Raw genomic sequence first — 25,028 nt, forward strand, 5'->3', positions numbered from 1 at the left:
GATTTATAAAAACTATTTCAGTGATTGAACTCTTCTATTTGAAAACCAAATAAAATATCATAAAACACTGATTTACAACTAAAAAGGAAACGTAGAAAATCAACTCACTTACCCAATCAACAATTTCTTCCTGATTTTACTTAAAAACTCATGAGTGATACCAAGATAAGAGGCAACCTGCTGTTGAGTAATTCTCTGTTCCAATCCAGGATACTTTTCTAGGAATTCAAGATAGCGTTTATCTGCTGTTTTACCAGTTAATGAAAGAATTCTTCTTTGCAGGGCTACCGAAGATTTTTGATTCATGATCCTGAAAAGCTTTTCTATCTGCGGCATTGTTTCGTACAGATGTTCCTTATCTTTTTTAGCAATCATCAAAACTTCACTGTCTTCCAGGGCTTCAATATTCAAAATGCTCGGTACATTATTAATAAGGCTGTCTATATCGGTAATCCACCAGCCTTCCACAGCAAAATATAAAGTCTGCTCAAATCCGCTTTCATTAAGATAGTAGATTTTAAAGCAGCCACTCAGCACAAATCCTTCAAAAAGACAATATTCTCCTTCTTTGAGAACAGCCTCTTTCTTTTTAAACACTTTGAGTTCAAATGGCTTTATAAACTGCGTAAGTTCATCTTCTGACAGGTTGATGTATTGACTGATATTTTTAAGAAGTAAATCGAACATGGGATTATTTAAGCAAAATAAAGGTATCAAAATTATTGACACCTTCATGAAATTAAGTTATGTTAAGTTATTGTTGTACTTAATGAATAGAGCCCCGTTTTTTTGTTGGGTAAACGTAAAGGCGCGAAGGCTTATTATACATGCAATTATCTTTTAGGCGCAAGAAAATCAAAGATTTTCAGCAAGTTGAATTGTTTTAAATTTTATCGGAGATAAAATCTTTGCGTCTTAAAAACCGCTTATATTTCAAAAAACTCTTTGCATCTTTGCGTTTTTAATATTTTTATTTTCTCACAGATTGAGCTGATTTTTCAGATGATTACCTATAAGATTATCCAAAAATCTTTGTGCCTTTCCATGTCTCAGATATCTTATTTTAAAAGGTCATGAGTATTGATTACCCCTGCATAAAGATTTCCAAGAGCAGATATTCCAGCCAAAGTAGCCCTTTGTACTTCTGCAGCCTTCACCACTCCCCCATTCAACTCACGGTTTCTGGTTGCTGTAGCATCTCCGATAATGGTATTCGTAAACCCAAAATCAAAAGCAGCTCTGGTAGTTGCCTCTACACAAACATCCGTCATCATTCCTGTAATCACCAGATTTTTAATTTTCTTTGACTGAAGATAACTCAGAAGATCCGTTTCTCTGAAGCTGTTGGGAAAATGCTTAACGATAACTTTTTCATCTTCCATCGGCAAAACCAGATGATTGATTTTAGCTCCCTCTGTATCCGGAAGGAAAAACGTTGCCTCATCGTTGGCAGAAATATGCTGGATGTGAATAACAGGCAGATTGTTTTTCCTGAAGTATTCTAAAACACTTCTGGTGTTTCCAGCGGCCTGTTCACTTTTTTCCAGTGTCATCTTTCCTCCCGGGAAATAATCATTTTGTACATCGATAATGATTAATGCAGTGTGTTCCATTTTTTGTTTTTGTGCGTTCATTGTAATCATTGAAATTAATATCAGACCTAAGGTCAGAAAGGTTTTGAATGTATTTTTCATATGTAAAATTATAGGTCAAAATTACAGACACTTCAAGTCCTGACCTTTGAACTAGTTCAAAAAACACTATTGAGATACAATAATTTCTAATATTGTTAATTTTTTCAATCCATGCTGTTTAAATAGAAAATTTTATTATCTTTTTTAAAGAAAAACAAATAATAATCAGTTAATACAATTTAACGGTATCAGATTTGGATAAGCAAAAAAAATAACCTTATTTTATTCTATCATAAGAGAAAATATTTTTAAAGTAAAAATTTTAAATAACCTTTATAAAAGCGGGATTACCAAAATGTTTTTTGGATAAAAAAGATTCATTTAGTGTTGAATAAAACATTAAATTTGCGACATTGATATTATGGATAAAAAGACACAAAAAAAACCGACTGAATCGCCTGAGAAAGGCAGAATTTTATCTAAGCCACGTATTTTTTTCGGGCTTACTTTTATACTTTTATCGGCTGTTCTCGCATTCTCATTCGTCTCTTATCTGATGAACTGGAAAGCAGATCAAAGCCAGGCAGGAACCATGCTGGACAAAAGCATAAAATCTTCCAATATCTTTGGTAAGGTAGGTGACTGGCTTGGGAATATTTTCATTTTTGAAAGTATTGGTATTGCCTCGTTCATCATCGCATTTTTACTGCTTGTGGTAGGGACACTGATTCTTAAGAAAAAAATATTCAAACCCTGGAAAACTATTGGCCACTCTTTATTTTTTATCTGCTGGCTTCCTATTTTTATGGGAGCACTTACTAAAGGCCAGGGGGTTTTAGGAGGTGTCTATGGATATCAGATCATGGACTATCTTAACTCTATCATCGGAGCAGTAGGTTTATGGACCGTATTAGCAGCAAGCATTCTTCTCTATTTTATTCTTGAATTTAATCTTCGTCCAAGTTCTATCAAGTCAAAACTGGATAAGATCAATGAAAATACTATTGGAAAAGTAAAATCTATGATGCCAGACTCCAATGATGATTTCGAAGCTGATGAGGAATTAAGAGAAGAAGCAGAGGAAGCGGAAGAAGAACCCTCCTCCAGAGTTACGGTAAGTGATGTTACGAATCATGCTGTCAATAATCCGATTAATACAATGAAAGAACCAGAACCAGTAAATATTCCGAAAGGATTTCCTGAAGTTCCGGTTTCAAACGAAATAGAAACCATTACTACTCCGAACCATACTTCTTTTGATCCGGAACCTAAGGAGGTTTCTCAACCTGTAAGTTTAAATCTTTCTACCAAACCAATTGTTCCGGTTTCCAGCCCTGAGGAAGCATTTGACATCAGACCTTCTACTCCGTCTCCGGCAGTAACATCTGCTCCGGCACAGGAAAATATTAAATTCAATGTAGAAGTAGCTCAGGTAATTGATGTTTTGGATGATTCTGATAAAAAGTCTCAGGAGCTTGTAGAAAAGCATGGTTTGTATGATCACAAGCTTGATCTGGCTAATTTCCAGATGCCTCCTGTAGAATTACTGAAAGATTATGGAAATGAAGAAATTTCTATCAATAAAGAAGAATTAGAAGAAAATAAAAATAAGATTGTTGGACTGCTTAAGAATTTCAACGTTGGAATCGCAGAGATTAAAGCAACCATCGGGCCTACAGTTACTCTGTATGAAATTGTTCCTGAAGCAGGAATCAGAGTAGCAGCGATTAAAAAACTGCAGGATGATATTGCATTGAACCTTTCTGCATTAGGAATCAGAATTATCGCTCCAATGCCAGGGAAGGGAACTATCGGTATTGAGGTGCCAAGAAAAAATCCTACGATGGTTTCTATGCGTTCTGTAATTGCTTCTCAAAAATTCCAGAATACGGATATGGATCTTCCGGTAGTTTTCGGAAAGACTATTTCCAACGAAATCTTCATGGCCGATCTTTCAAAAATGCCTCACTTATTGATGGCTGGAGCAACAGGTCAGGGTAAATCTGTAGGGATCAATGCTATTCTTACTTCCCTTCTTTATAAAAAACATCCAAGCGAACTGAAGTTCGTCATGGTAGACCCTAAAAAAGTAGAACTTTCATTATATTCAAAAATTGAAAGACATTATCTGGCAAAATTACCGGATGCTGAAGAAGCCATCATTACGGATACCAATAAAGTAATCAATACACTGAACTCTCTTTGTATTGAAATGGATACCCGATATGATCTTCTTAAAAATGCTTTCTGTAAAAACTTAAAAGAATACAATAAGAAGTTTACGGAAAGAAAATTAAATCCTGAAAACGGACACCGTTATTTACCTTATATCGTGTTGGTAGTAGACGAGTTTGCAGATTTGATCATGACGGCAGGAAAAGAGGTTGAATTACCCATTGCAAGACTTGCACAGCTTGCCAGAGCTGTAGGAATCCACCTTATTGTGGCTACACAGAGGCCATCTGTAAACGTAATTACAGGGATGATCAAAGCCAACTTCCCTGCAAGGGCTGCCTTCAGAGTAATCTCCAGTGTAGACTCCAGAACCATCCTTGACTCTCCTGGGGCTGATCAGCTGATTGGTAAAGGAGATATGCTTTATTTTAATGGAAACGAGATATTAAGACTTCAGTGCGCTTTCGTAGATACTCCGGAAGTAGAAAGACTGGCAGAGTTTATCGGTGAACAAAAAGGATATGCTTCGGCATTGTTGCTTCCTGAATATGTTTCTGAAGATTCAACAAGTACTGTAGGTGCTTTTGACCCGAACGAAAAAGATGCTTTATTTGAAGAAGCAGCAAGAATTATTGTTTCCACACAACAGGGATCTACCTCAATGCTTCAAAGACAATTGAAGCTGGGTTATAACAGAGCCGGCAGAATTATGGATCAGCTGGAAGCAAGCGGTATTGTAGGAGGCTTTAACGGTGCTAAGGCAAGAGAAGTTCTGATCAGTGACCTTCATTCTTTAGAGCAATTTCTTGAGGATTTAAGAAATTAATCAGTATAAAAATTAATCCCGGATATTCCTCCGTGAAGACCGGGAAATAAAAAATTCAACTAAAACTAATACCATGAAAATTACAACAAAACAAACTATTAAATTAGGTCTTTTGGCATGTGTGCTTACATTATCATCATGTGCCTTACAGACTGTACCTAGTGAATACGCTTCTGTAAAACTGGATGTTATTGATTATAATACACTGGGAAATGGCAAAGTCCTAATTTATAATGGTGCAGGAATTCTCCATAAAATGGATAACACAGCAAGACTGAATATTGCACTTAATGATAAATCATTAGGACAAATCCGCCCCAAAGAGTATGTGATTGTTGATTTACAAAAGGGAAAACATGAGTTCACGGTTCTTCATATAGATATGGTGAACATGAGAAGTAAACATCCGGTTGAGATTAATGAAAATACTAAAGTGATTAAAATTGAACCCACCATTACTTCTAATAAATTAACGGTGACCAATATTCTCCCTGAAAAATTTGACCAATATATTGAAAGGCCGGAGAAAAGATAAAGAATATGATCTATAATGTATCCAGCATTACAAGGTTGCTTTTGGAACAGTTTTTGGAAGATCTGCGTAGTTAAAGGAAAAATGAATAGTTTTAACCTTCAGAGTTAAAGAAAATCTAACGATTATTAAATTAAGAAAATGAAAAATATTATTTCAAAAGTTATATTAGGAAGTTTTGTTGTAGGTGCAGTAGGTATGGCCAACGCTCAGAAAATTGATGCTAAAGCTAAAAAGATATTGGATGATATTACAGCCAACTACAATTCTAAAAAGAATTCTTACTTCAAATTTTCTTTTGGAAGCGGTCTTAACGGACAGGTGACAAAAACAGAACCCGGTATTTATTATGTTGCCGGAGAGAAATACAAACTGAAGATCATGGATACCGAACAGATCTTTGACGGTAATAAAATTTACAACATCAACGCTGATGATATGGAAGTAACCGTTGCTAAACCTAACGGAAGCAGTACCATGTTCTCCCCTATCAATTACCTTACGACCTATAGAAATGATTATAATGTAACTTACAACGGTAAGAAAGTAGTAAATGGCGTAAATGCAGACTTTATTAAACTGACCCCTGTAAAAGCGAACGGAATAAAATACGTATACCTTTTTGTAGATTCAGCGAAAAAGCAAATGGTAAAACTTGAACAGCATGGAAACAACAAAGATGTTGCTGTAATTGCTATTAAAGAGTACAAAGAAAACCAGGAGCTGGATCCTAATATGTTTGTTTTTGACAAAAATAAGTTTAAAAACTACATCGTTACAGAGCTTTAAAAAGCTGAAAGTGAATTCGCAAGTCTGTAAATTTACGTTTAAAGTTAAAAAAATAACAAAATATAAAAAGCCACAAGTAAACTTTGTGGCTTTTTGATTAATTTTGGCGCATGTTAAAAATACTAGACCGATACATTATAAAAACCTTCTTTGGACCGTTTTTCTTTATATTCAGCGTATTGTTTTTCATTTTTATTGTAAACATTATCTGGGTACAGTTGGGGCAGTTTATGGGAAAAGGATTAAGCTACTGGCAAATCCTTAAACTTCTTTTTTATCTTGGGGTGAACGTCATCAGTATGGTTCTCCCACTTACGATCCTTCTGGCGAGTATTATGTCGTTTGGTGAATTTGGAGAACGTTACGAGCTTGCAGCCATGAAAGCAGCAGGAATTCCATTGACCAGGGTTATGACTCCCCTTCTTGGAATTTCAACGGCACTTGCCATCATGTTATTTTTCTTTTCCAACAATATTATTCCGGATTTTCAGAAGAAAGCCAAGAACATGCTTTTCAATATTGCCCAAACGAAACCAGCCATCAACTTTACTCCGGGACAGTTTATTGATCAGATTCCCGGTTATATGGTGAAATTTGATAAGATCTACGGGGAAAACGGAGAAAATATTGAAGGCGTTTTTGTTCATAAAAAAGCCAACGCTTATGAAAACCAGCAATCTGTAGTAGCTGAAAAAGGAAAATTTGTTCCGGCGGCCAACAAGAACTTTCTAAAGCTTGTTCTGCATAACGGTTATGTATTTGAAGATGCTTTTGCCGGAAAAGGTGATAATGTAAGATTAAAACAGCCTGATCAGGCTATTAAATTCGACACATTGGTATCCCACTTTGACATCAGTGAAATCATCAATAAAGCCATCGAAAAAGAACAGATTACAGATGACTACCGTTTCCAGACCTACAACCAGCTTGACGGAACAATTTCAAAAACAAAAAAAGACAATAAACAATTCTTTGATAATATAGGATCCGAGGTTCTTAACCAGACCAACTCTGTGATTACCTACATGGATAAAGGCAACAAACATAAAGTAGCTCCGAAAACCCAGATCAAACTGGACACAGTAAAAGGGGATAAAAAACTGGAAATCATTTACAATTCCTATAACAGATTAGACAACCTGAAATCAACACTGGAATCTAAAAAGAATGAATACAGCTCTAATGTAAAATACTTCAGTAAAGTGGTTATTTACCAGCAGAGAATTGTTGCTTATTCTGTAACGTGTATCATCTTCTTCCTGATTGGATCCAGCTTAGGTTCTATCATCAGAAAAGGAGGAATGGGACTTCCGGTAATCATCGCTATTGTTATTTTCATCATCTTTTATGTAATGAATGTTGGGGTAGAAAACATGTCATGGAGCGGGAAAATGAACCCTTACCTTGCAGCATGGCTTCCTAACCTGATCCTTCTTCCTTTTGGAGTCTGGATGACCTACAAAGCACTTACAGACTCACAATTGTTTGATGCAGAAAAATACAAAGCATTGTTCAAACCAATCACTAAAAGGTTTACAAAAAGTAAAGAACATCAGAGATATCAATAATTCTGATTTTAAAAATAAGATTAAAAGCTCTGGAGAAATTCCGGAGCTTTTTTATACGATTTTATCATAATAATTCATGCTTTTAATTTTTTTGTATTTTTATCAGCCACCAAAGTATCTATCATATGAAAACCCTATTTCTGGCAGCAGGTCTGCTTCTTATTGTTTCCTGTAAAAATGAAAAAGAGAAAACTTTCTATAAAGAATCCGTTTCCAGAGATAGTCTTGTTGTAGAAAAGGATTCTGTACAGACCAACCTTGCACAAGATCCTATTGATCAGATCAAAAAAGAATATGCTGCCCTTCAGGCTCAGTTGGAAACTAAAAAGCTGAGTTCTTCAAAATTCAATTATGATTGTAATGATGAATCTTCAGGGGAAGTTACTTTCTATTCTGACAAGGATGAGATTAAAGTAATAGAGCATTTTTATGCGGAACACAGTCATTTTTCCGGATCTGAAAAGTATTTTATTAAAGATGGAAAGCCATTTTTTATTTTCAGACAAGAGACCGTGTGGAGTTTTGATGGTGGCACTCCCGAAAAACCAGTGACTAAAGATGACATTACAGAAACCCGTATCTACCTTCAGAATAATCAGCCATTGAAATGCCTTGAAAAGAAGTACAGCATAAAATCCGATCAGAAAGAAAAAGCAGCTCCTGATACTATTCCAGGAAAAGAAATTCATTGTAGTGTGGATGAAATCCTTAAGCGTTACCAATCTCTATTAAAACATAAAGGCCAGAAAGGCTCCATACAATGTTTATAAAACAAAAGAGATTGACCTTTTAGCCAATCTCTTTTTTATATTTTAAAACTGATACACAAAAGCATTAATATTCATTCCTGCTCCTACGGAAGCAAACAAAACCACATCATTTTTGCTGATTTTATGGTGTTCCAGCTCATCCTTCAGAATCATTGTCAGCAAAGAGGGAATAGTAGCAACACTGCTATTTCCTAATTTATGAATGACCATAGGCATTATGTTTTCCGGAACTGGTTTTCCATACAGCTGATAAAACCTGCTAACGATAGCTTCATCCATTTTTTCGTTTGCCTGATGAATGATAATTTTATTTAACTGATCAATAGAATAACCACTGTTGTCAAGACATTTTTTCATGGCATCGGGAACATTCACCAGAGCAAATTCATATATTTTCCTGCCATCCATCTTGATGTATCGGGTATCCGGGCATCTTTCATTGTTATATGATTTCCCAAAATACAGATAATCTTTTTCTTCCAACGTATAAGAAGCTGATAAATGAGACCTGATCCCGGCATCATCATCCTGATTTACTTCCAGAACTGCCGCTCCTGCTCCATCTGCATAGATCATACTGTCTCTGTCGTGGATATCCACCACACGGGAAAGGGTTTCTGCTCCAATAACTAAACATCGTTTTGCCAAACCTGATTTGATAAACGCATGAGCCTGTATGACTCCCTCAATCCATCCCGGACATCCAAAAAGAACATCATACGCAACGCAGAAATTATTTCTGATCCCCAATAAATGTTTTACCCTTGCAGCAAGGCTGGGCACCGTATCAGACTGAACTGTTCCGAAACGAACATCCCCGAAATTATGGGCAAATATAATATAGTCCAATGTTTCAGGATCAATTCCCGCATTTTCTATAGCTTCACGCGCTGCAATTAGCCCCAGATCTGAAGTGACCTGTGTGTTATGGGCATATCTTCTTTCTTCAATACCTGTAATCTTTTTTAACTTATCTGTAATGGAGGCATTATTCTCTTTTAATAATATCCCTTCTTCATTAAGAAAAATATGTTTATCAAAAAATAAATTGGTTATTGTTTCCGATGGGATATAGTTTCCTACCCCGATTATTTTTGTCATCATTATAGTATCTGTATCCTGTTTTTAATTAAACTTCAGGAATAATTCATTAAATATAATGAATGAACGTAAATACTTCACAATATAGTATGGAATAAGAATGTATTGCATTGTAAAAAGTGAAATGTAACAGTAAAAATCACAAAAAAAGAGGTCTCTCAAACGAAACCTCTCTCATAATATTTTAAAAAACTGAAAATTATACTTTCATAATTTCAGCTTCTTTTGTCTTAAGATGCTCATCGCAAAGCTTAACATATTTATCTGTATACGTCTGGATTTCTTCTTCCACTCCTTTTACAACATCTTCAGAAACTCCTTCCAGTTTTTTAAGTTCTTTCAAACCTTCCTGTCTTGCGTTTCTTACCGTTACTTTAGTGTTCTCAGATTCTACTTTAGCCTGCTTTGCAAGTTCCTTTCTTCTTTCCTCAGTTAAAGGCGGAACATTAAGGATAATGTTTTCACCGTTGTTAGAAGGTGCAAAACCTAAGTTTGAATTGATGATCGCTTTTTCAATCGCATTGATTGCCGTTCTGTCCCAAGGTTGAATAGAGATTGTCATTGCATCCGGAACAGAAACATTCGCAACCTGGTTGATAGGAGTCATTGCCCCATAGTATTCTACCATTACATCCTGAACCATTGCCGTAGAAGCACGTCCTGCTCTAATTCTTTGAAATGCGTGATCCAGGTGCTTTACCGCTGCATCCATGTCTTGTTTTACAGATTCTAATATAAGATCTAATTCTTCCATTATTATATTAAAGTTTGATAAATTACACATCTATTAATTCAACTGAATATCAATTAATTAAACCCAAAAACACCGTAAACATCAGGGTTTTCTTACTGTTTTAAATTATTTTTCACTATTCAGTGCTGCAAAAATAATGATTGTTTTCGAATAATAGCTATTTCCAACATGGATTTTATGTACCTGTCATCTCTTTAGAAAAAAGAAAGCTGTTTTTATTCAAAATTAATTTAAAGCAAAAAAACTTCGGGTACAAATACCTACGGAGCATTTTGGTTATTTCTACTTAGTGTGATATGATTTTTTATAACTTCCTTTACTATGTCTTTTAAACAGAACATGAGCAGGTATTTTAAATAGAATACGTGCAATAATAAACGGAAAGTCTCAATGAAGACATTTCCTATTAATTAAAAATTTAAAACTAATTAAACCCATCACATCATGACAAATCCATTATTAGATGCCTATCAACAAGTTTTCGGTATGGCAGGTCTTGCCAACCGTGCCGGAGGCTACAACGGTTTTGGTATCCAACTACAGCAGCAGCTTCAGTATGATTTATCCTATTATTTTAACAATGTTCCTCCGGTTAAAATAATGGATCAGAAAACACCATCCATAGCAAATCCTTCAGCCGTATCGGAATTAGGAAACTGGGATCTGGTCTGGGGACCTGCTCTGATCGAAGAAAAAAATGAAAAAGGAGTTCCTACCGGAGTTGCAGATAATGCATTATATGTCGTTAAGTCTAATGCTGTCGCATTTCCAGGAGGTCCTACATTGCCTACTTATGTTGTAGCTATTGCTGCTACCAATCCTTCATCACTTTACGATTGGGAAACAGAAGATTTCTCAGTTGCAGAAGTGGTCAACTGGACCACATATAACCCTTCCAATTTTGCTCCGTCACCTTATAATGGTACAGATCCTTATATTTCAAAAGGAACTGCCACTGGAATAGGTATACTGCTGGGGCTTACAAGTCCTCAATCTGCCGCTTCACCTAATACCACACTGCAACAGTTTTTGGCCAGTTTAAATCCTGACCCGGATACAGCCATTATATTTTGTGGACATAGCCTTGCCGGAGCATTATCTCCTACCCTTGCCCTTTATCTGAAAGAGAATAAAGATCTGGATGCTTTCGGGGTAACCCTTGTATATCCTACTGCCGGACCAACTCCAGGTGAGGCTGCATTTGCCAATCTGTTCAACAGTAAATTCCCGCCATTGCCTTCAGGGTGGCAGCCACAAACAGGCTCTTACCAAAGCTGGAATACCATGCACTGGAATGATCTGGACGTTGTTCCTCATGCATGGCCGGTATCGGAACTGGCAAAAATTGCAACTATTTATGGCCAGGCTCCTGCCTATATGACGGCTGCTTTATTAAACGCTTTACAAAAGATGGCAATTAGTGATTCTACAAACTCAGGAGCCAGCTATACAAGAATACAGAACCAATCGCTGCCAGGTCAGCTCCAGCACTCCAGTGCTTCTTCAATTAGCATCAAAACACCGCCTGAGTCTTTGAAAGACTATATGCTTCAGCTATCCGTACAGCATGTGGGAATGTATAATGGTATTCCTGCGGAAGGGTCTAATCCACAAGTGAACGGTCTTATTTTAACACAGCCATTACCAAAACCAGATGTGAAACTGGTACCGGGAGTAACTGCTGTTACCGAATTGGAGATGATTCTTAAAATAATAGATCAGATCATCGGGTGGATTTCTTCCCGTTATGTTTTGGTTGAAAAAGAAAATGCCACGCAAAATGCCAGTGTGGATAAATAATTAAGATTAGTGTTAAAATGAAAACACCTGTCACAATAATTATTGCAACAGGTGTTTTTATATTTTAGGGGTTACATTGATTATAAATCAACCAAAGTACCTACATTTTCTCCGTCTACGATTTTTTCTAAATTTCCATCTTTATTCATATCGAATACAATGATTGGCAATTTATTTTCGTGGCTTAATGTGAATGCAGTCATATCCATTACTTTAAGATTTTTCTCAAATACTTCATCAAAAGATAATGAATTGTATTTTACTGCATTAACATTCTTTTCAGGATCGCTGTCATAGATTCCGTCTACTCTTGTTCCTTTTAGGATGACATCAGCTCCAATTTCGATAGCTCTTAATGTAGCAGCGGTATCTGTAGTAAAATAAGGGTTTCCTGTTCCGGCTCCGAAGATCACTACTCTTCCTTTTTCAAGGTGTCTTACTGCTCTTCTTTTGATGAAAGGTTCAGCCACTTTATCCATTTCGATAGCAGACTGAAGTCTTGTTTTGATTCCTGCATCTTCCAGCGCTCCCTGTAAAGCCATACCATTGATAACAGTAGCAAGCATTCCCATATAATCACCCTGCACTCTGTCCATACCTTTTGCAGCTCCTGCTACCCCACGGAAGATATTTCCTCCTCCAATCACGATCGCTACTTCACAGCCTTTTTCCACTACTTTTTTGATCTCAGCTGCATATTCCTGCAGTCTTTCAGTATCAATACCGTATTGTCTGTTTCCCATTAAGGCCTCACCGCTTAGTTTCAGAAGGATTCTTTTATATTTCATCTTTTATTTTTAAGTAACTTTTTATTAGTACGGGTTTCCCCGGAATTTGATTTTGCAAATATAATCATTAATGATATTGATAAAAGAAAAATATTTAAATAGAAATAATGTAAGAAATATTTTGAAAAGTACGAAAAAGGATTATTTTTGCATTAATTATAAATTGAGTTGAAGAAAATTATCATTTTTTCATTATTTCTATCAGGAATTGTTTCTTATGCACAAACAGGAACAAATGTTTATCCGTTCTTAAATGTGCCTGTATCTGCAAGACAGGCTGCTTTGGGTGGCGATGCAATTTCGATAAGAGATTATGATGTTTCCTTTGCTATTGCAAACCCTGCCCTGTTAAACAAAGATTCTGATAAACAGCTTTCTGTAAATGCAACGGCTTACCTTGCCGATTCGAAATACGGAACTATTGCTTATGCCAAAGACTTTGAGAATGGCCACATGGCTACCATCAATGCAAGGTATATGAGCTATGGAAGTATTCCGAGGACGGATGAAAGCGGTTTTGAAAACGGAGAATTTAAAGCTTCAGATGTAGCGATTGGTGCAGGCTATGCCTACCAGTTTGAAGAAGACTGGACGATTGGTGGAGGACTTAATTTCATTACCTCAAAAATTGACAACTATACTTCTTCCGCCATCTCAGGAACAGCGGGAATTACCTATCATAATAAAAAGAACAAAGAAGTACTATCTCTTGTGATGAGAAATTTTGGTTTTCAGCTGAAATCTTTTAACGGAACAAGAGAGAATCTTCCTTTCAGAGTTGATCTGGGATACACCAGAATAATCAAGAACTTCCCTCTTGCCATCACAATTACAGCCCATGATCTTCAGAAGTTTGATATTTCTTCTGAGGAAAATCTGGATGGGCAAAAAGTAGGAGCCGGCAGAAAGATTGCAGACCACTTTTCATTGGGAGCGGAATTGTTTCCGGAAAAAAACTTCAACATCAGACTGGGCTATAATGTAAAAAGAGGAAATGAACTGGCGGTTGCAGATCAGAGAAACTTCTCAGGACTTTCTGCAGGATTTGGAGTTAAAGTTTCCAGATTCCGTATTGATTACGCCCATGTAAGATACCACAACTCTTCGAATGTCAATCAGATAGGGATTTCCATGGACCTTTCCAGCCACAGAGGAGAATAACCTTCCTGACTGGAAATTTCTTAATTATTCCGAAAATTTGTTACTTCTTCTTGATTTTCTAAAAAAAATCTTGAAATTTGCAGTATGAAAAAACCTGTAATTGCTATCGATGGGTACTCGTCTACCGGAAAAAGTTCTATCTCTAAAGTCATTGCTGATAAACTGGGACTTATTCATATGGATACAGGAGCGCTTTACAGAGGAGTTACCTGGTATGCTTTGCAGCATTGTCTGAATGAAAACGGTGAGATTGATCTGAATACACTGTTCTCTTCTTTTAATAAGATCAACCTTGAATTTAAAAACAACGATGGCACCCTTATTCTTTTCCTTAATGACACAGATATCTCTAAGGAAATCCGAACCAATATCGTATCTGACAACGTAAGCCTTGTTGCCAAACAGAAAGAAGTAAGAGATTTCTTACTGCAATCACAGCGCACTTTGGCAGAAAAAGGAGGTGTTATTATGGACGGACGTGACATTGGGACAGTAGTTCTGCCAAATGCAGACTATAAATTCTTTCTTACTGCCAGCATTGACGAAAGAACCAACAGAAGGTTTCTGGAACTGAAAGGTCTGGGAATAGAAGCAGATAAAGAACAGGTAAAGCAAAACCTTATAGAACGTGACAAGATCGATAGTGAGCGTGAAATAGCCCCATTGAAACAGGCTGACGATGCTATCGTAATTGATAATTCTGCACTCACCAAAAAGGAAACCATAGAAGTTATTTTATCTCACATCAAAAAGATTTAACAATTTTTAATAGGCTTCAGGCCTCCTTTGGTATACAAATTGTAAGTTTTATTACTGTAAAAACTAATTTATTATTAATTATTAAAAAACTTAAAATGTCTAGAAAAGGAAATAATACAGCAGGTATATTGGCAGGACTTCTTGCAGGTGCTGCGGCAGGTGTAATCTTAGGAATGTTATACGCACCGGAAGAAGGTAAAGAAACCAGAAAAAAAATCAAAACTAAAGCAAATGATCTTAAAGATCAGGCAAAAAATAAATACGGAGAGGTTTCTGAAAAAGTAAAAGACCAATATGGCAATATTTCTTCTACTTTCAAAGAAACGGCAAGTAGCGTAGCACATACTGTGAAAGACGGATATGATAAATACAAAGATCAGATTGTTTCTAAAACTGCAGATTTGGCAAAAGATGTAGAAGCGGAACTGAATGATCTGAAAAAATAAGTAATTTATCTTTTTTAAGTAAATTACAGAAAGGAACTTTTGTGCGAAAGTTCCTTTTTTTGTAACTTTAAAAAAAAACAATGATAGAAACTATTAAAGAATACGCCTCCAAGAGAATAGATCTTCTGAAAATTGAAGCGACTGAAAAGTCGTCACTTTCTGCTGGGCTCATTACTTACTTTGTAGTACTGCTTGTTGCTTTTGCTTTTTTTATTATCCTTTTCAATTTTGGAATTGCTTTCCTTATTGGAAAAGCACTGGATAATTACTCATATGGATTCCTGATTGTGGCAGCATTTTATGCGTTGGTAATGGCGTTTGTGGTTGCCTTCAAAACTAAGATTGTCAATACTGTTGCAGATCAGGTTATTAAATTTTTAAATCATTAAACTATGGGCAGAAAATACGAGAGCATAGAAGAATTAAGAAGAAAGAAAAAACTGCTCCAGGGTGAAATAAGTGATCTGGAAAATCTTCTTACCTTCAAAAATACAAAAGAAAGCTTAAGTGCATTTACCAATGGTTTAAGTGATCAGTATCTTCAGGAAAAGATTGATGAAGACGGTGATGAAAAAGTAGTTTTAAGAAAGGATGTCATTGCCAAACAGCTTACTTCAGAGGTGAAAGATCTTCTGATCAGCAAAAATACAGCTGTAGGAATTGCCAGCTCCGCATTCAAAGGAGGAAACATTACCGATGGTCTTGTTAAACTGGGAGTAACCGCTATCGTAGGAAACTATGCCAAAAAGAATATGAAAAGCTCCAACTGGAAGAAAAAACTGATTGGTGCGGCATTGATTTACCTTGCCCCTATTGCTCTGAAATATGTCAGAAAGAAAATGGAGGTCTATCAGAAAAACAAAAGTGTTTCAAGTATGGAACAATTGATATAAAAATCAGATATCAGAAACCAGGCGCTAGATACTATTCAGTAATACTTTACAATAACTTTTAACCTCTGGTTTCTGATTTTCTATTTTGAAAATAACTGTCCTAAAATAATCCCTGCAGCCATTGATACATTCAGGCTTTCTGTAGACTGGGATTTTCCAAATCTTGGAATACTGATACTTTTCTGTAAAAGCTTTTCTGTTTCCGTTCTCATTCCGTTTCCTTCGTTTCCTAAAATGAGATTCATCTTTTCCGGTTTTTCAAAAGTATAGATATTCTCTCCTTCCATATCTGTTCCGATATTCACATTCTCTGTTTTAGAAAGATATTCCACAAGATCAGCATACACCACATTTACTCTGGTAAATGAGCCCATTGTCGCCTGAATTACTTTCGGATTGTACACATCTACGGTATCTTCACTGCAGATAATCTGTTCAATTCCGAACCAGTCTGCCAATCGTATAATAGTTCCAAGATTTCCAGGATCCTGTATCCCATCCAAAACCAATTGTATATTCTTATCTTCCCATTTTTCTTCATCGGCAAGATAACATACCGCCACAGAATCTTTTGGTGTTTTAAGAAAACTGATTTTTTTTAATTCATTTTCAGAGATATGGGTAACAGGGATATCACTACGGTCCAATTTTTGTGGATCGGTTGATAATATTTCTTTAACTTTAAAGTTAGAATTAGAAAGTTCACAAATGATTTTATTACCTTCAACCAAAAACAAATTGTATTTTTGTCTGAACTTCTTTTTATCTAAAGATTGTAAAACTTTTATTGTATGAGCTGTAAGCATTATAAGAATTCTCCTCAAAAATATTATAAAATTATCTCATTTGCAACATTTGTTGGCCTCCTTTATGCTTGTAGTACGACAAAAAAAGTTCCTGAGGGCGAATATCTGCTTACCAAGAACAGTTTAGAGTTCGAGGATAAGAGAGAATTTTTCGACGAAGAGCTGAAAGATTACATCCAGCAAAAGCCCAATAAAAAGCAGTTTCTTTTCATGCCGTTGAGTTTACTACTCTACAATATGGCGGATACAAAATATGACACTATACTTAATGAATATATGACCTATCCCGGTGAGATGAGAAATCAGAAACTGAGAGACTCTTTATTCCTTAAATATAATATGAAAAGTAGTGTCGGAAAAAGTCTTCTTTTTGACCGTTTACTGCACAATTGGGGTACAGCACCAGTAATTCTTGATCAGACCAGAAGTGAAAAAAGTGCTGAATCTATCAAGAAAAGACTTACCTACAGAGGATTTTGGGATGCTGATGTAAAATTCAATCATACACTGGATTCTGCTTCCAAAAAAGCATCTGTTAATTATTCGATCAAGCATAACGAGCCTACGCGCATCAAGGATTATTTCTATAACATTCCGGATCAGGGAATCAAAGGATATTACAACTATAATCTGAACAGAAGTCTTGTGAGATCAGGACAGATTCTTGACCAGACCGTTTTGGAAAGAGAGGTTACCAGGATTACTGATCTGATGAGAGAATTTGGTTTCTACAGATTCAATGCTTCCAATGATGAAGTTTACTTTGTGGCCGATTCTCTTAAAAGCAGAAAACAGGTTCCATTAACCCTGGAAATTCATAAAGATTCTCTGGATACGCCTTATAAAATAGCCACTTTTGGAAATATTGACGTTGCCATTGTGGATGAACCTGGAGATTATCCTAAAAATACAAAGAAAGACAGCTTAAGGAGAATAAGATTCCATACAGTGAATGATAAATACAAACTTTCATCCATATGGAGGGCTATTATTCCAGACAGCAAAAAGGTTTTTGACCAAACGAAACTGGACGTAACCAAGAGAAATCTTTTATCGATGAATAACTTTAGCATCGTTAAAGCAAGAGACTCTCTGAGACAAGGTGGAATGACTTCTCCTAACGACAGCATTGTGGATGTTTTATATGTACTGAAACCACTTCCTAAGTATGAACTTAAAGTGGGAACAGATATCAATTATTCTCAGGTTTTAAATCTGGGAATCACTCCTTCTGTGGACCTTACTACCCGAAATGTTTTTAGAGGGGCAGAGAACCTTTCGACGAGCCTTTCAGGAACATTTGGTTCTATCAGAAGTACAAAAGACATCAGTAAAAGAGTGGCTGCGTACGAAATATCAGCTCAGACATCTTTGAATTTCCCGAGGCTTTTATTGCCTTTTAATTATTATAGATTTATTCCTAAACGATATACCCCTACATCATCTATTTTGCTGGGGGCATCCATACAGAATAACATTGGTTTGGGAAGGTTAATTTTTAATACAGGATTGAATTATCAGGCAAGTGTTAATGATCAGGTATATCATAAGCTTACATTATTCAATACTCAGGTCAGTCTGACGAAAAATAAAGATGCTTACTACGATTATTTTGTAAATGACGGAAGGGTAAAAGATGAAGTCTTCGGAAATTATTTTATGTTTAGCCCTGAAACTGCACAAACCGGACAAGATTATAAAGATGGAAAACTCAGCGTAGATGAGGTTTCCAAGAAAATTATCGAGAACGATGCTTACCGTGCGAGTCTTAACCAGCAAGGTACTGATCTTCTGACAGCATTCAGAGGAACATTGGTCAACAAAGACAGACAAACTCAGGATGTCCTTATTTCTTCCATGATCTACAACTTTGTATATAGTGAAATTGGAAAAAAAGAATATCCCAATGCATTTTATTTTAACGGAAAAGTAGAGCTTGCAGGTAACATCTTAAGCTTATTCAATAAAAAAGATAATGACGGAGGTATTGTTACCGGTCCACAGAGAACTATTTTCGGGTTGCCTTATGCACAATTTGTAAAATTTGATATTGACACTAGAAAGTATTTCAAGTTTAACGGAAATCAGACGTTAGTACTTCGTCAGTTTATCGGAGTTGGAATTCCTTTTGGCAACTCTCAGGATATGCCCATCATCAAGTCTTATTTCAATGGAGGTTCCAATGATATCAGAGCCTGGGTAGCCTTTGGGGGATTAGGTCCTGCAGATTCTCAGGTGGATGAAAGAGTTCGTACCTATATGACGGACAATGTAAAACTTACCACCAATATTGAATATAGAATTCCTTTCAATAAAACTTACGAAGGAGCTTTATTTACCGATATCGGGAATACATGGAGTCTTCGTAACTATAATGACGGCTATGGAGATGAATTTAAATTCGGTAAGTTCTGGAAACAAGTAGGTATCGGAAGTGGATTCGGATTAAGATTGAATATCGCTTACGTTACTGCAAGAATTGACCTTGCTTACAAGATCTATGACCCGAATAAACCTGAAGGTGACCGATGGAGATTCAAAAACATACAGCCTTTCAAACCAACAGTTAATATCGCATTCGGATATCCTTTCTAATCCGGAGAAACACCTAAAATAAAATACACTACAGCAATCACACGGGCGAGGATTTCCCTCGTCTGGTTTCTGTAGAAACTTTCAGGTTTTGTGACATCCTGCGCATCAAAGCCCAAAGCATTCATATCATTATTTCTCGCAAAAAACAAGGCCCTCAGGTTGTGATATCCCTGAGATACAATAATAACATTCTTCTTCTTATAAACGTCCTTACAACGGAGAATACTTTTATACGTATTAAAACCTTTCGGATCTTCCACAATAATATCTTCAGGTACACCTTCCTGATTGATCAGATAGTTTTTCATTGCTCCCGGCTCGTTATAACCTTTGCTTTTCTCCCCGCTTACTATAATTTTCTTGATTTTCCCATGATGATAAAGAAGGGCTGTTGCATCCATCCTTTTGGTGAAATAAGGATTGGATTTACCGGATCTCATTTTTGGAGATGTTCCTAGAACTAATGCAATTTCCCGTGGCGGAATTTTTGAAATTTTGGTATAGGTTCTCCCGTTGGTAAGCCCAAAAACCCACACATTACAGAAACATATCATCAGAATTCCCAATTCCAATGATATAAATCCAAGGTTAAATATGTTCCTAATAATTCTCAACTAAGATCAAAGTTAAGCTTTATTTTTTTACTTTTCACAATAGACATACAAGCTAAAATATGTCCCTGCTCTTCCTCTTTTTCGGTAAGATACTCATTCTCCAACAGTTCCACTTCTCCTTCCTCCAAAGAACATTCACAACTTCCACAGATTCCGGACTTGCACGAATAAGGTACCGGGAACTTCTGCATCAGAAGCTGTTGAAGGATTTTATCCTTATTATCAGGAAGCTGGGTCGTATATTTTTTTCCAAGCATGGTAAATTCTACCTCAATATTTTCAATCAGAGGAAATTCTTTTTCTACAGGATAAATATCATCATTGAATTCTTCAAAAAGTTCAAAATGGATATTCTTTTTTGGAATTCCGTGGTGATAGCAGGCGTTCGCCAATGTTTTGATCATTTCTCCTTTCCCACAAATAAGCACTTCATCTACCGCATCCCAAATGGTAGATTCTTCATCTGTATCATCCAAATGAAGAATCTGGTTGATAATAAGATTCAGTTTCTTTTCATCCAGCCTGCCATAGAAAAACTGGTCTGCTGTTTTTTCCTGTGAGAAAAAGTAAAATATCTGAAGCCTGTCTCCACATGTTCTGGCAAGATTATCCAACTGCTCGCGATAGACTAAATCGTCTGAGCTTTTATTTCCAAAAAATAAGAATAATCTCGTTCTGGGTTCGTTGTGAAGAATATTTTTGAAATGGCTTAAAATAGGGGTAATTCCAATACCGGCTGCAAAAGCAACAATAGTCCTGAATTCACTGGGTTTAGATACAATGGTAAATCTTCCTGCAGGTTCACTCACCCATAATTCATCACCAACATTATAATTTTGAAATAACTGCGAAGTGGCTCCTTCAGGGGAATTGACCTTTATTCCCAGACATATTTTCCCTTCATAAGGAGCTGAAGTCATTGAATAATCATTAATAACCTCTTTCCCATGTGATTGAAATCGTATACTAACGAACTGCCCGGCCTCAAACCTGAAATTTTCTTTTAAATTCTCAGGAATATCAAACTCCAGAGAAAAAGTATTTTTGGTCAGCTCTTCCTTTTTCGCTATTTTTAACGGATGAAACTGTATCAGTTTCCCTTTATAGATTTGTTGTTCCATAACTTCAATTCAAAAATAGATAAAAAATAATTTATGAAGAAGATAATTTTTTCCATGTTACTTCTTACTGCACTGTACAGCTGTAAAAAAGAAGGTCAGAAATCTGAAAATACTGCAGCTGCAGATTCTCTTTCTGTATCTCAAACTACAGAAACAGAAGGAAGTACAACTATTCCCAAAGAACTTTCTCCTGAAAACGTAAGTCAGCATTTAGCAAAAAATAATGATACGTTATATGTAACCAATTTTTTTGCCACCTGGTGTGGCCCATGTATCAGAGAAATTCCAAGTTTTAAAAGTAAAATGGATGAGTTGAAAGGAAAACCTGTAAAGTTCACTTTCGTCAACCTTGATGATAAGGCAGATTGGGCTGGTGCTGTTAAGAATTTTGCCACCGAAAATAAATTGGGAGGTAATATTATCTTACTGGATGGGCAAAAATTAGATCAAAACTTCTTTCACAACAACTTCAAGCAATGGGATGGAGGGTCTATTCCTTTTACTTTCATGAGAAAAGGTGATAAAACCGATGAATATCTTGGAATGATGACAGAAGATGTTTTGAATTCAAAAATTGATTCTTTTTTAAAATAAAATAGACTGAACTCTTTCTGAATCATGTCAAAAAGATTTAAAATCCTGTGTTTTTTATTCGTGATCGCCATTATGATAAGTGCTGTCATTAATCTGAACACAGGATTTTTAGGTTTAAGCTTTCAGGATTTCTTTCAGGATTCTGCACATAGCCAGATTGCTGAAATCCGCATCAACCGCGTTCTGGTAATGATGCTGGCCGGAATTTCAATTCCTACCTCAGGTTTTCTGATGCAGGAATATTTTCAAAATCCCCTCGCTGGGCCTGATATATTGGGAATAACCTCTGTCGCCAGTCTATCGGTTGCCTTTTACATTTTCTTTTCCCATAACATTTTCCTTCCTGAATTTTTACAGAATAGTTTTCTCAGCTTATCAGCTATTGGAGGAAGCTTACTGTTAATGTTGATACTGCTCTCAATGTCAAACAGATTTCAGGACAAATCGTATCTTATTATTTTCGGATTTTTGGTATCTGCTTTTGCTGGAGCTATTGTATCCCTGTTGCAGTTTTACGCAGAAAACCAGAGTCTTAAAAACTATATTCTATGGTCTTTCGGGGCGAATAATATGGTAACGAGAAACCAGATTTATGTACTGCTTATATTGGTTTCAATGGGAATGTTTATTTGTTTCAGGGCTATAAAACCACTTATTGGAAATTCTCTAGGCAATTCCTATGCACAGAGTTTAGGCGTAAACCTGAAGCAGCTGAAGCTTTTAATCATCGTTGCATCTTCTCTCCTATCAGCTTCTGTTACAGCATTTTTAGGACCAATTCTTTTTATCGGAATTATTGTTCCTCACTTTTGCAGACTCGTTTATAATCCTTCAAAATTATGGCAGCAGTGGATTCTTAATATGTTTCTGGGAATGCTCATTATGCTATTTTTCTCAGTCATTGCAGAAAAAACACAGATTCCTCTGAATGTGATAAGCTCTGTATTCGGTATTCCTGTGATTCTGATGATGCTTTTAAAGCAGAATAAGGTTTAGATCTTTTTGTTGGAAAACGCAAAGGCGCAAGAAACTTTTAAAATCTACATATTTTTAAGACGCAAAGATTTTATCACCGATAAAATTGAACAACGTATATTTTAAATATTCCAAACAAAAATTACCACAATCCCTTGCCGAAAATCTTCGATTTTCTCGCGCCTTAAAATATATCCAATGTATTAAAAACCTTTGCGCCTTTGCGTTTATCCAACATATACTTATTCTAATAATTCATATATTTAAGTTCAACAAAACACCACAAATGACAGAAAATGAATTATCAAAAATTGTTTTTGAGACAGGATTAAAAATTCATAAAAAGCTTGGAGCAGGATTATTTGAACATGTATATGAAGAATGTATGTTCTATGAATTAACAAAAGCTGGATTTTTAGTAGAAAAACAAAAGTTCCTCCCAATTGTTTATGAAGATTTGAAAATAGACAATGCTTTTAAACTCGACCTGATGATTGAAAACAAAGTGATTTTAGAAATAAAAACCGTTGATTACATTAGCCCTACTCATAAAGCTCAACTATTAACCTATTTAAAAATGTCAAACTGCAAATTAGGAATGCTTCTCAATTTTCAATCTGATGTTTTCAAAAACGGTGTCACAAGAATTGTAAACAACTTATAAAATAAACGGGATAAAAATTTGACAAAGTCAATTTCCTTGCGCCTTAAAACATTATTTTTGTAAAACAATTTGCGCCTTCGCGTATAACCAACAAAAGCATGCACCTACAGATCAAACAGGCAAATATCGGCTACAATACCACATTAATCTCCAATGCCAATGCAGATTTAAAGCTCGGTGATGTAGGTCTGCTGATTGGTAATAACGGTGTAGGGAAAACAACATTGATCAAATCTATTCTGCATCAAATGCCTTTACTGAATGGAGAGATTGCTATTAATGGAAAAAATGTAAAAAATCTTTCTGTAAAAGAAATCGCGGAAAATATTGCTATTGTCTTTTCAAAGTCGGTTATTCCGCAGCATTATACAGTTGAAGATCTTATTTCTCTGGGAAAATACATCTACTACCCTTTTTATTTTGAGTTAAAAAAAGAAGACCGCGAAGAAGTTGCGCATATTATTGAAGAATTAGATCTGAATCAGTACAGATATACTCTTTTGAAAAACCTGTCAGATGGAAATCTTCAGAAAGCCTTTATCGGGCGTGCTATTACTCAAAATTCACCTATCATTATTCTGGATGAACCTACTACCCATCTTGATGAGAAAAATAAAATTATTATCCTCAAAACCTTAAGAAAGCTGGCTAAGGAACAAAATAAGCTTATCCTGTTTTCTTCCCACGACTGGCGGCTGGCCAAAGAATTCGCAGACAAAATATGGTATGTAAAGGAGAATCATTTGTATTCAGGGATTGTGGAGGATATTTTGCTTCAGCACAATGAACTTACTAATGCTTCGTTATTTCAAATCAACGAGACCTTTATTCCACCTTTTATCTCGGCACCGCAATTTCACAAGGAAATGCTGTATTCTTTACTTCAAAAAAACTTCCAAAAAGACCTGTCTGAGCTAAATTTTGAATTTCATGACAGTTTTTGGGTAATTAATAAAGATTCCCACACTTACCAATGTGAATCTTTTGAAGAAATCATCAATTTGATCGTAAACATTCATTAATACTAAGTTTTCTTTGATTTATTCATATACTATGCATGCATAGTATTATGCTAATCATACAATTTAATCCTTTTATTTACAGCCTATTAACAAAATTTAACGTTAATAAATATTATGCATGCATAATATTTATTAAATTTGGGTAAAACCATTGGCGCAAAAATGATGGATAATAATAAGGAAAAAATAGAAAACGTAGATTTAATTTTAAAGCAGACCTGGTTGGCTGTTTCTAAAATGTACACAGAATTAGCCCAGGAACATGATTCCACAGCGGTACAGGCACTCACTCTTCTTAAAATTGATCCCAAAGAAGGAACCCGAAGTACCAATCTTGGACCAAAGATGGCTATTGAACCCACTTCATTAACGAGAATCATCAAACTTCTTGAAGATAACGGATATATCTATAAGGAAAAAACCACCACTGATAAAAGAGAGGTGATCATTAAACTTACAGACAAAGGATTAAATTCCAGAAACATGTCTAAGGAAGTTGTTGTCAACTTTAATAAGAAGGTGATGGAGAAAATAGCTCCGGAAAAGCTGGATGCTTTCAAAGACGTGATGACCGAGATCATGAAAATAGCAAACGAATTATTAAATAACAGAAAATAAATTATGATGAAGTCTTCGGGCTC

At 35.8% G+C, this 25,028-nt stretch carries 25 protein-coding genes; 17 read left to right on the plus strand and 8 right to left on the minus strand.

Going from position 1 to position 25,028, the window contains the following annotated elements; genetic code table 11:
• Positions 1–108: 108 nt before the first annotated feature.
• On the minus strand, positions 109–687 hold the full coding sequence (locus tag REB14_RS19040) for a Crp/Fnr family transcriptional regulator (protein ID WP_079241547.1): 579 nt from the start codon (positions 685–687) through the stop codon (positions 109–111).
• A 371-nt stretch (positions 688–1,058) separates the two neighbouring features.
• On the minus strand, positions 1,059–1,694 hold the full coding sequence (locus REB14_RS19045; RefSeq protein WP_309522986.1) for a cysteine hydrolase family protein: 636 nt from the start codon (positions 1,692–1,694) through the stop codon (positions 1,059–1,061).
• Between the two features lie 361 nt (positions 1,695–2,055).
• Between REB14_RS19045 and REB14_RS19050 the strand changes: the two genes are divergently transcribed.
• From REB14_RS19050 to REB14_RS19070, 5 genes are all read left to right on the plus strand, one after another.
• Positions 2,056–4,635, plus strand: a complete 2,580-nt coding sequence (locus REB14_RS19050; protein ID WP_309522987.1) for an FtsK/SpoIIIE family DNA translocase — start codon at positions 2,056–2,058, stop codon at positions 4,633–4,635.
• 73 nt (positions 4,636–4,708) lie between these two features.
• Positions 4,709–5,170, plus strand: a complete 462-nt coding sequence (locus REB14_RS19055) for a hypothetical protein (RefSeq protein ID WP_079241544.1) — start codon at positions 4,709–4,711, stop codon at positions 5,168–5,170.
• A 138-nt stretch (positions 5,171–5,308) separates the two neighbouring features.
• Positions 5,309–5,956, plus strand: coding sequence for an outer membrane lipoprotein periplasmic chaperone LolA1 (lolA1, locus tag REB14_RS19060; protein WP_079241543.1), 648 nt, complete (start codon positions 5,309–5,311; stop codon positions 5,954–5,956).
• Positions 5,957–6,066: 110 nt separating this feature from the next.
• Positions 6,067–7,524: an LptF/LptG family permease gene (locus REB14_RS19065; RefSeq protein ID WP_079241542.1), complete on the plus strand. Its 1,458-nt coding sequence runs from the start codon at positions 6,067–6,069 to the stop codon at positions 7,522–7,524.
• A 125-nt stretch (positions 7,525–7,649) separates the two neighbouring features.
• Positions 7,650–8,294, plus strand: a complete 645-nt coding sequence (locus tag REB14_RS19070; protein ID WP_309522988.1) for a hypothetical protein — start codon at positions 7,650–7,652, stop codon at positions 8,292–8,294.
• A gap of 42 nt (positions 8,295–8,336) precedes the next feature.
• On the opposite strand, the gene REB14_RS19075 is transcribed toward REB14_RS19070, so the two are convergent.
• Together REB14_RS19075 and frr are read right to left on the minus strand one after the other, a co-directional pair.
• Positions 8,337–9,398, minus strand: coding sequence for a 3-oxoacyl-ACP synthase III family protein (locus REB14_RS19075; RefSeq protein ID WP_079241540.1), 1,062 nt, complete (start codon positions 9,396–9,398; stop codon positions 8,337–8,339).
• Between the two features lie 196 nt (positions 9,399–9,594).
• Positions 9,595–10,149 carry a ribosome recycling factor gene (gene frr / locus REB14_RS19080; RefSeq protein WP_079241539.1) on the minus strand — a complete coding sequence of 185 codons (555 nt, stop codon included), beginning with the start codon at positions 10,147–10,149 and terminating at the stop codon, positions 9,595–9,597.
• A gap of 444 nt (positions 10,150–10,593) precedes the next feature.
• Between frr and REB14_RS19085 the strand changes: the two genes are divergently transcribed.
• Positions 10,594–11,949: a lipase family protein gene (locus REB14_RS19085; protein ID WP_309522989.1), complete on the plus strand. Its 1,356-nt coding sequence runs from the start codon at positions 10,594–10,596 to the stop codon at positions 11,947–11,949.
• 80 nt (positions 11,950–12,029) lie between these two features.
• Here REB14_RS19085 and pyrH read toward each other — a convergent pair whose 3' ends face one another.
• A complete protein-coding gene (gene pyrH, locus REB14_RS19090) occupies positions 12,030–12,737 on the minus strand; it encodes a UMP kinase (RefSeq protein ID WP_079241537.1) in 708 nt (235 codons plus the stop codon).
• Positions 12,738–12,905: 168 nt separating this feature from the next.
• Here pyrH and porQ point away from each other — a divergent pair, with 168 nt between their 5' ends.
• The 5 genes from porQ (at position 12,906) to REB14_RS19115 (ending at position 15,996) form a co-directional block, all read left to right on the plus strand.
• Positions 12,906–13,898 (plus strand): type IX secretion system protein PorQ, encoded by a 993-nt coding sequence (porQ, locus tag REB14_RS19095; protein ID WP_079241536.1) that lies wholly within the window; start codon positions 12,906–12,908, stop codon positions 13,896–13,898.
• Between the two features lie 84 nt (positions 13,899–13,982).
• On the plus strand, positions 13,983–14,657 hold the full coding sequence (gene cmk / locus REB14_RS19100) for a (d)CMP kinase (RefSeq protein WP_309522990.1): 675 nt from the start codon (positions 13,983–13,985) through the stop codon (positions 14,655–14,657).
• Positions 14,658–14,752: 95 nt separating this feature from the next.
• Positions 14,753–15,103 carry a YtxH domain-containing protein gene (locus REB14_RS19105; RefSeq protein WP_034694334.1) on the plus strand — a complete coding sequence of 117 codons (351 nt, stop codon included), beginning with the start codon at positions 14,753–14,755 and terminating at the stop codon, positions 15,101–15,103.
• An 80-nt stretch (positions 15,104–15,183) separates the two neighbouring features.
• Complete coding sequence (locus tag REB14_RS19110) at positions 15,184–15,492, plus strand: phage holin family protein (RefSeq protein ID WP_034694332.1); 309 nt, start codon at positions 15,184–15,186, stop codon at positions 15,490–15,492.
• 3 nt (positions 15,493–15,495) lie between these two features.
• The gene (locus tag REB14_RS19115; protein WP_034694329.1) at positions 15,496–15,996 is read left to right on the plus strand and encodes a hypothetical protein; all 501 of its coding nucleotides are present in this window, start codon (positions 15,496–15,498) and stop codon (positions 15,994–15,996) included.
• Positions 15,997–16,076: 80 nt separating this feature from the next.
• On the opposite strand, the gene REB14_RS19120 is transcribed toward REB14_RS19115, so the two are convergent.
• On the minus strand, positions 16,077–16,802 hold the full coding sequence (locus REB14_RS19120) for a TrmH family RNA methyltransferase (RefSeq protein ID WP_309522991.1): 726 nt from the start codon (positions 16,800–16,802) through the stop codon (positions 16,077–16,079).
• Here REB14_RS19120 and tamL point away from each other — a divergent pair.
• Complete coding sequence (gene tamL / locus REB14_RS19125; RefSeq protein WP_079241534.1) at positions 16,788–19,397, plus strand: translocation and assembly module lipoprotein TamL; 2,610 nt, start codon at positions 16,788–16,790, stop codon at positions 19,395–19,397. The genes REB14_RS19120 and tamL overlap by 15 nt on opposite strands.
• Here tamL and REB14_RS19130 read toward each other — a convergent pair.
• Together REB14_RS19130 and REB14_RS19135 are read right to left on the minus strand one after the other, a co-directional pair.
• A complete protein-coding gene (locus REB14_RS19130; protein ID WP_373427997.1) occupies positions 19,394–19,951 on the minus strand; it encodes a SanA/YdcF family protein in 558 nt (185 codons plus the stop codon). The two genes, tamL and REB14_RS19130, sit on opposite strands and share 4 nt — an antisense overlap.
• 56 nt (positions 19,952–20,007) lie before the next feature.
• A complete protein-coding gene (locus tag REB14_RS19135; RefSeq protein WP_079241533.1) occupies positions 20,008–21,132 on the minus strand; it encodes a ferredoxin--NADP reductase in 1,125 nt (374 codons plus the stop codon).
• A 33-nt stretch (positions 21,133–21,165) separates the two neighbouring features.
• Here REB14_RS19135 and REB14_RS19140 point away from each other — a divergent pair, with 33 nt between their 5' ends.
• The 5 genes from REB14_RS19140 to REB14_RS19160 all read left to right on the plus strand — a co-directional run bounded on the left by REB14_RS19140 (position 21,166) and on the right by REB14_RS19160 (position 25,005).
• Entirely contained in the window at positions 21,166–21,726 is a 561-nt protein-coding gene (locus REB14_RS19140; RefSeq protein WP_309522992.1) for a TlpA family protein disulfide reductase, read from the plus strand.
• Positions 21,727–21,750: 24 nt separating this feature from the next.
• Positions 21,751–22,722 (plus strand): iron ABC transporter permease, encoded by a 972-nt coding sequence (locus tag REB14_RS19145; protein WP_079241531.1) that lies wholly within the window; start codon positions 21,751–21,753, stop codon positions 22,720–22,722.
• A 265-nt stretch (positions 22,723–22,987) separates the two neighbouring features.
• Entirely contained in the window at positions 22,988–23,365 is a 378-nt protein-coding gene (locus tag REB14_RS19150) for a GxxExxY protein (protein ID WP_079241530.1), read from the plus strand.
• 98 nt (positions 23,366–23,463) lie between these two features.
• Positions 23,464–24,387: an ABC transporter ATP-binding protein gene (locus tag REB14_RS19155; RefSeq protein WP_079241529.1), complete on the plus strand. Its 924-nt coding sequence runs from the start codon at positions 23,464–23,466 to the stop codon at positions 24,385–24,387.
• A 165-nt stretch (positions 24,388–24,552) separates the two neighbouring features.
• Positions 24,553–25,005: a MarR family winged helix-turn-helix transcriptional regulator gene (locus tag REB14_RS19160; protein WP_034694513.1), complete on the plus strand. Its 453-nt coding sequence runs from the start codon at positions 24,553–24,555 to the stop codon at positions 25,003–25,005.
• The last annotated feature ends 23 nt before the right edge of the window (positions 25,006–25,028 follow it).

Source organism: Chryseobacterium metallicongregator (assembly GCF_031324065.1).
Classification (GTDB): domain Bacteria; phylum Bacteroidota; class Bacteroidia; order Flavobacteriales; family Weeksellaceae; genus Chryseobacterium; species Chryseobacterium metallicongregator.

Excerpts from the sequence above, each read along its gene's own strand:
- REB14_RS19040 (WP_079241547.1), bottom strand. The coding sequence starts at position 687 with ATGTTCGATTTACTTCTTAAAAATATCAGTCAATACATCAACCTGTCA.
- REB14_RS19045 (WP_309522986.1), bottom strand. The coding sequence starts at position 1,694 with ATGAAAAATACATTCAAAACCTTTCTGACCTTAGGTCTGATATTAATT.
- REB14_RS19050 (WP_309522987.1), top strand. The coding sequence starts at position 2,056 with ATGGATAAAAAGACACAAAAAAAACCGACTGAATCGCCTGAGAAAGGC.
- REB14_RS19055 (WP_079241544.1), top strand. The coding sequence starts at position 4,709 with ATGAAAATTACAACAAAACAAACTATTAAATTAGGTCTTTTGGCATGT.
- lolA1 (WP_079241543.1), top strand. The coding sequence starts at position 5,309 with ATGAAAAATATTATTTCAAAAGTTATATTAGGAAGTTTTGTTGTAGGT.
- REB14_RS19065 (WP_079241542.1), top strand. The coding sequence starts at position 6,067 with ATGTTAAAAATACTAGACCGATACATTATAAAAACCTTCTTTGGACCG.
- REB14_RS19070 (WP_309522988.1), top strand. The coding sequence starts at position 7,650 with ATGAAAACCCTATTTCTGGCAGCAGGTCTGCTTCTTATTGTTTCCTGT.
- REB14_RS19075 (WP_079241540.1), bottom strand. The coding sequence starts at position 9,398 with ATGATGACAAAAATAATCGGGGTAGGAAACTATATCCCATCGGAAACA.
- frr (WP_079241539.1), bottom strand. The coding sequence starts at position 10,149 with ATGGAAGAATTAGATCTTATATTAGAATCTGTAAAACAAGACATGGAT.
- REB14_RS19085 (WP_309522989.1), top strand. The coding sequence starts at position 10,594 with ATGACAAATCCATTATTAGATGCCTATCAACAAGTTTTCGGTATGGCA.
- pyrH (WP_079241537.1), bottom strand. The coding sequence starts at position 12,737 with ATGAAATATAAAAGAATCCTTCTGAAACTAAGCGGTGAGGCCTTAATG.
- cmk (WP_309522990.1), top strand. The coding sequence starts at position 13,983 with ATGAAAAAACCTGTAATTGCTATCGATGGGTACTCGTCTACCGGAAAA.
- REB14_RS19105 (WP_034694334.1), top strand. The coding sequence starts at position 14,753 with ATGTCTAGAAAAGGAAATAATACAGCAGGTATATTGGCAGGACTTCTT.
- REB14_RS19110 (WP_034694332.1), top strand. The coding sequence starts at position 15,184 with ATGATAGAAACTATTAAAGAATACGCCTCCAAGAGAATAGATCTTCTG.
- REB14_RS19115 (WP_034694329.1), top strand. The coding sequence starts at position 15,496 with ATGGGCAGAAAATACGAGAGCATAGAAGAATTAAGAAGAAAGAAAAAA.
- tamL (WP_079241534.1), top strand. The coding sequence starts at position 16,788 with ATGAGCTGTAAGCATTATAAGAATTCTCCTCAAAAATATTATAAAATT.
- REB14_RS19120 (WP_309522991.1), bottom strand. The coding sequence starts at position 16,802 with ATGCTTACAGCTCATACAATAAAAGTTTTACAATCTTTAGATAAAAAG.
- REB14_RS19130 (WP_373427997.1), bottom strand. The coding sequence starts at position 19,951 with ATGATATGTTTCTGTAATGTGTGGGTTTTTGGGCTTACCAACGGGAGA.
- REB14_RS19135 (WP_079241533.1), bottom strand. The coding sequence starts at position 21,132 with ATGGAACAACAAATCTATAAAGGGAAACTGATACAGTTTCATCCGTTA.
- REB14_RS19140 (WP_309522992.1), top strand. The coding sequence starts at position 21,166 with ATGAAGAAGATAATTTTTTCCATGTTACTTCTTACTGCACTGTACAGC.
- REB14_RS19145 (WP_079241531.1), top strand. The coding sequence starts at position 21,751 with ATGTCAAAAAGATTTAAAATCCTGTGTTTTTTATTCGTGATCGCCATT.
- REB14_RS19150 (WP_079241530.1), top strand. The coding sequence starts at position 22,988 with ATGACAGAAAATGAATTATCAAAAATTGTTTTTGAGACAGGATTAAAA.
- REB14_RS19155 (WP_079241529.1), top strand. The coding sequence starts at position 23,464 with ATGCACCTACAGATCAAACAGGCAAATATCGGCTACAATACCACATTA.
- REB14_RS19160 (WP_034694513.1), top strand. The coding sequence starts at position 24,553 with ATGGATAATAATAAGGAAAAAATAGAAAACGTAGATTTAATTTTAAAG.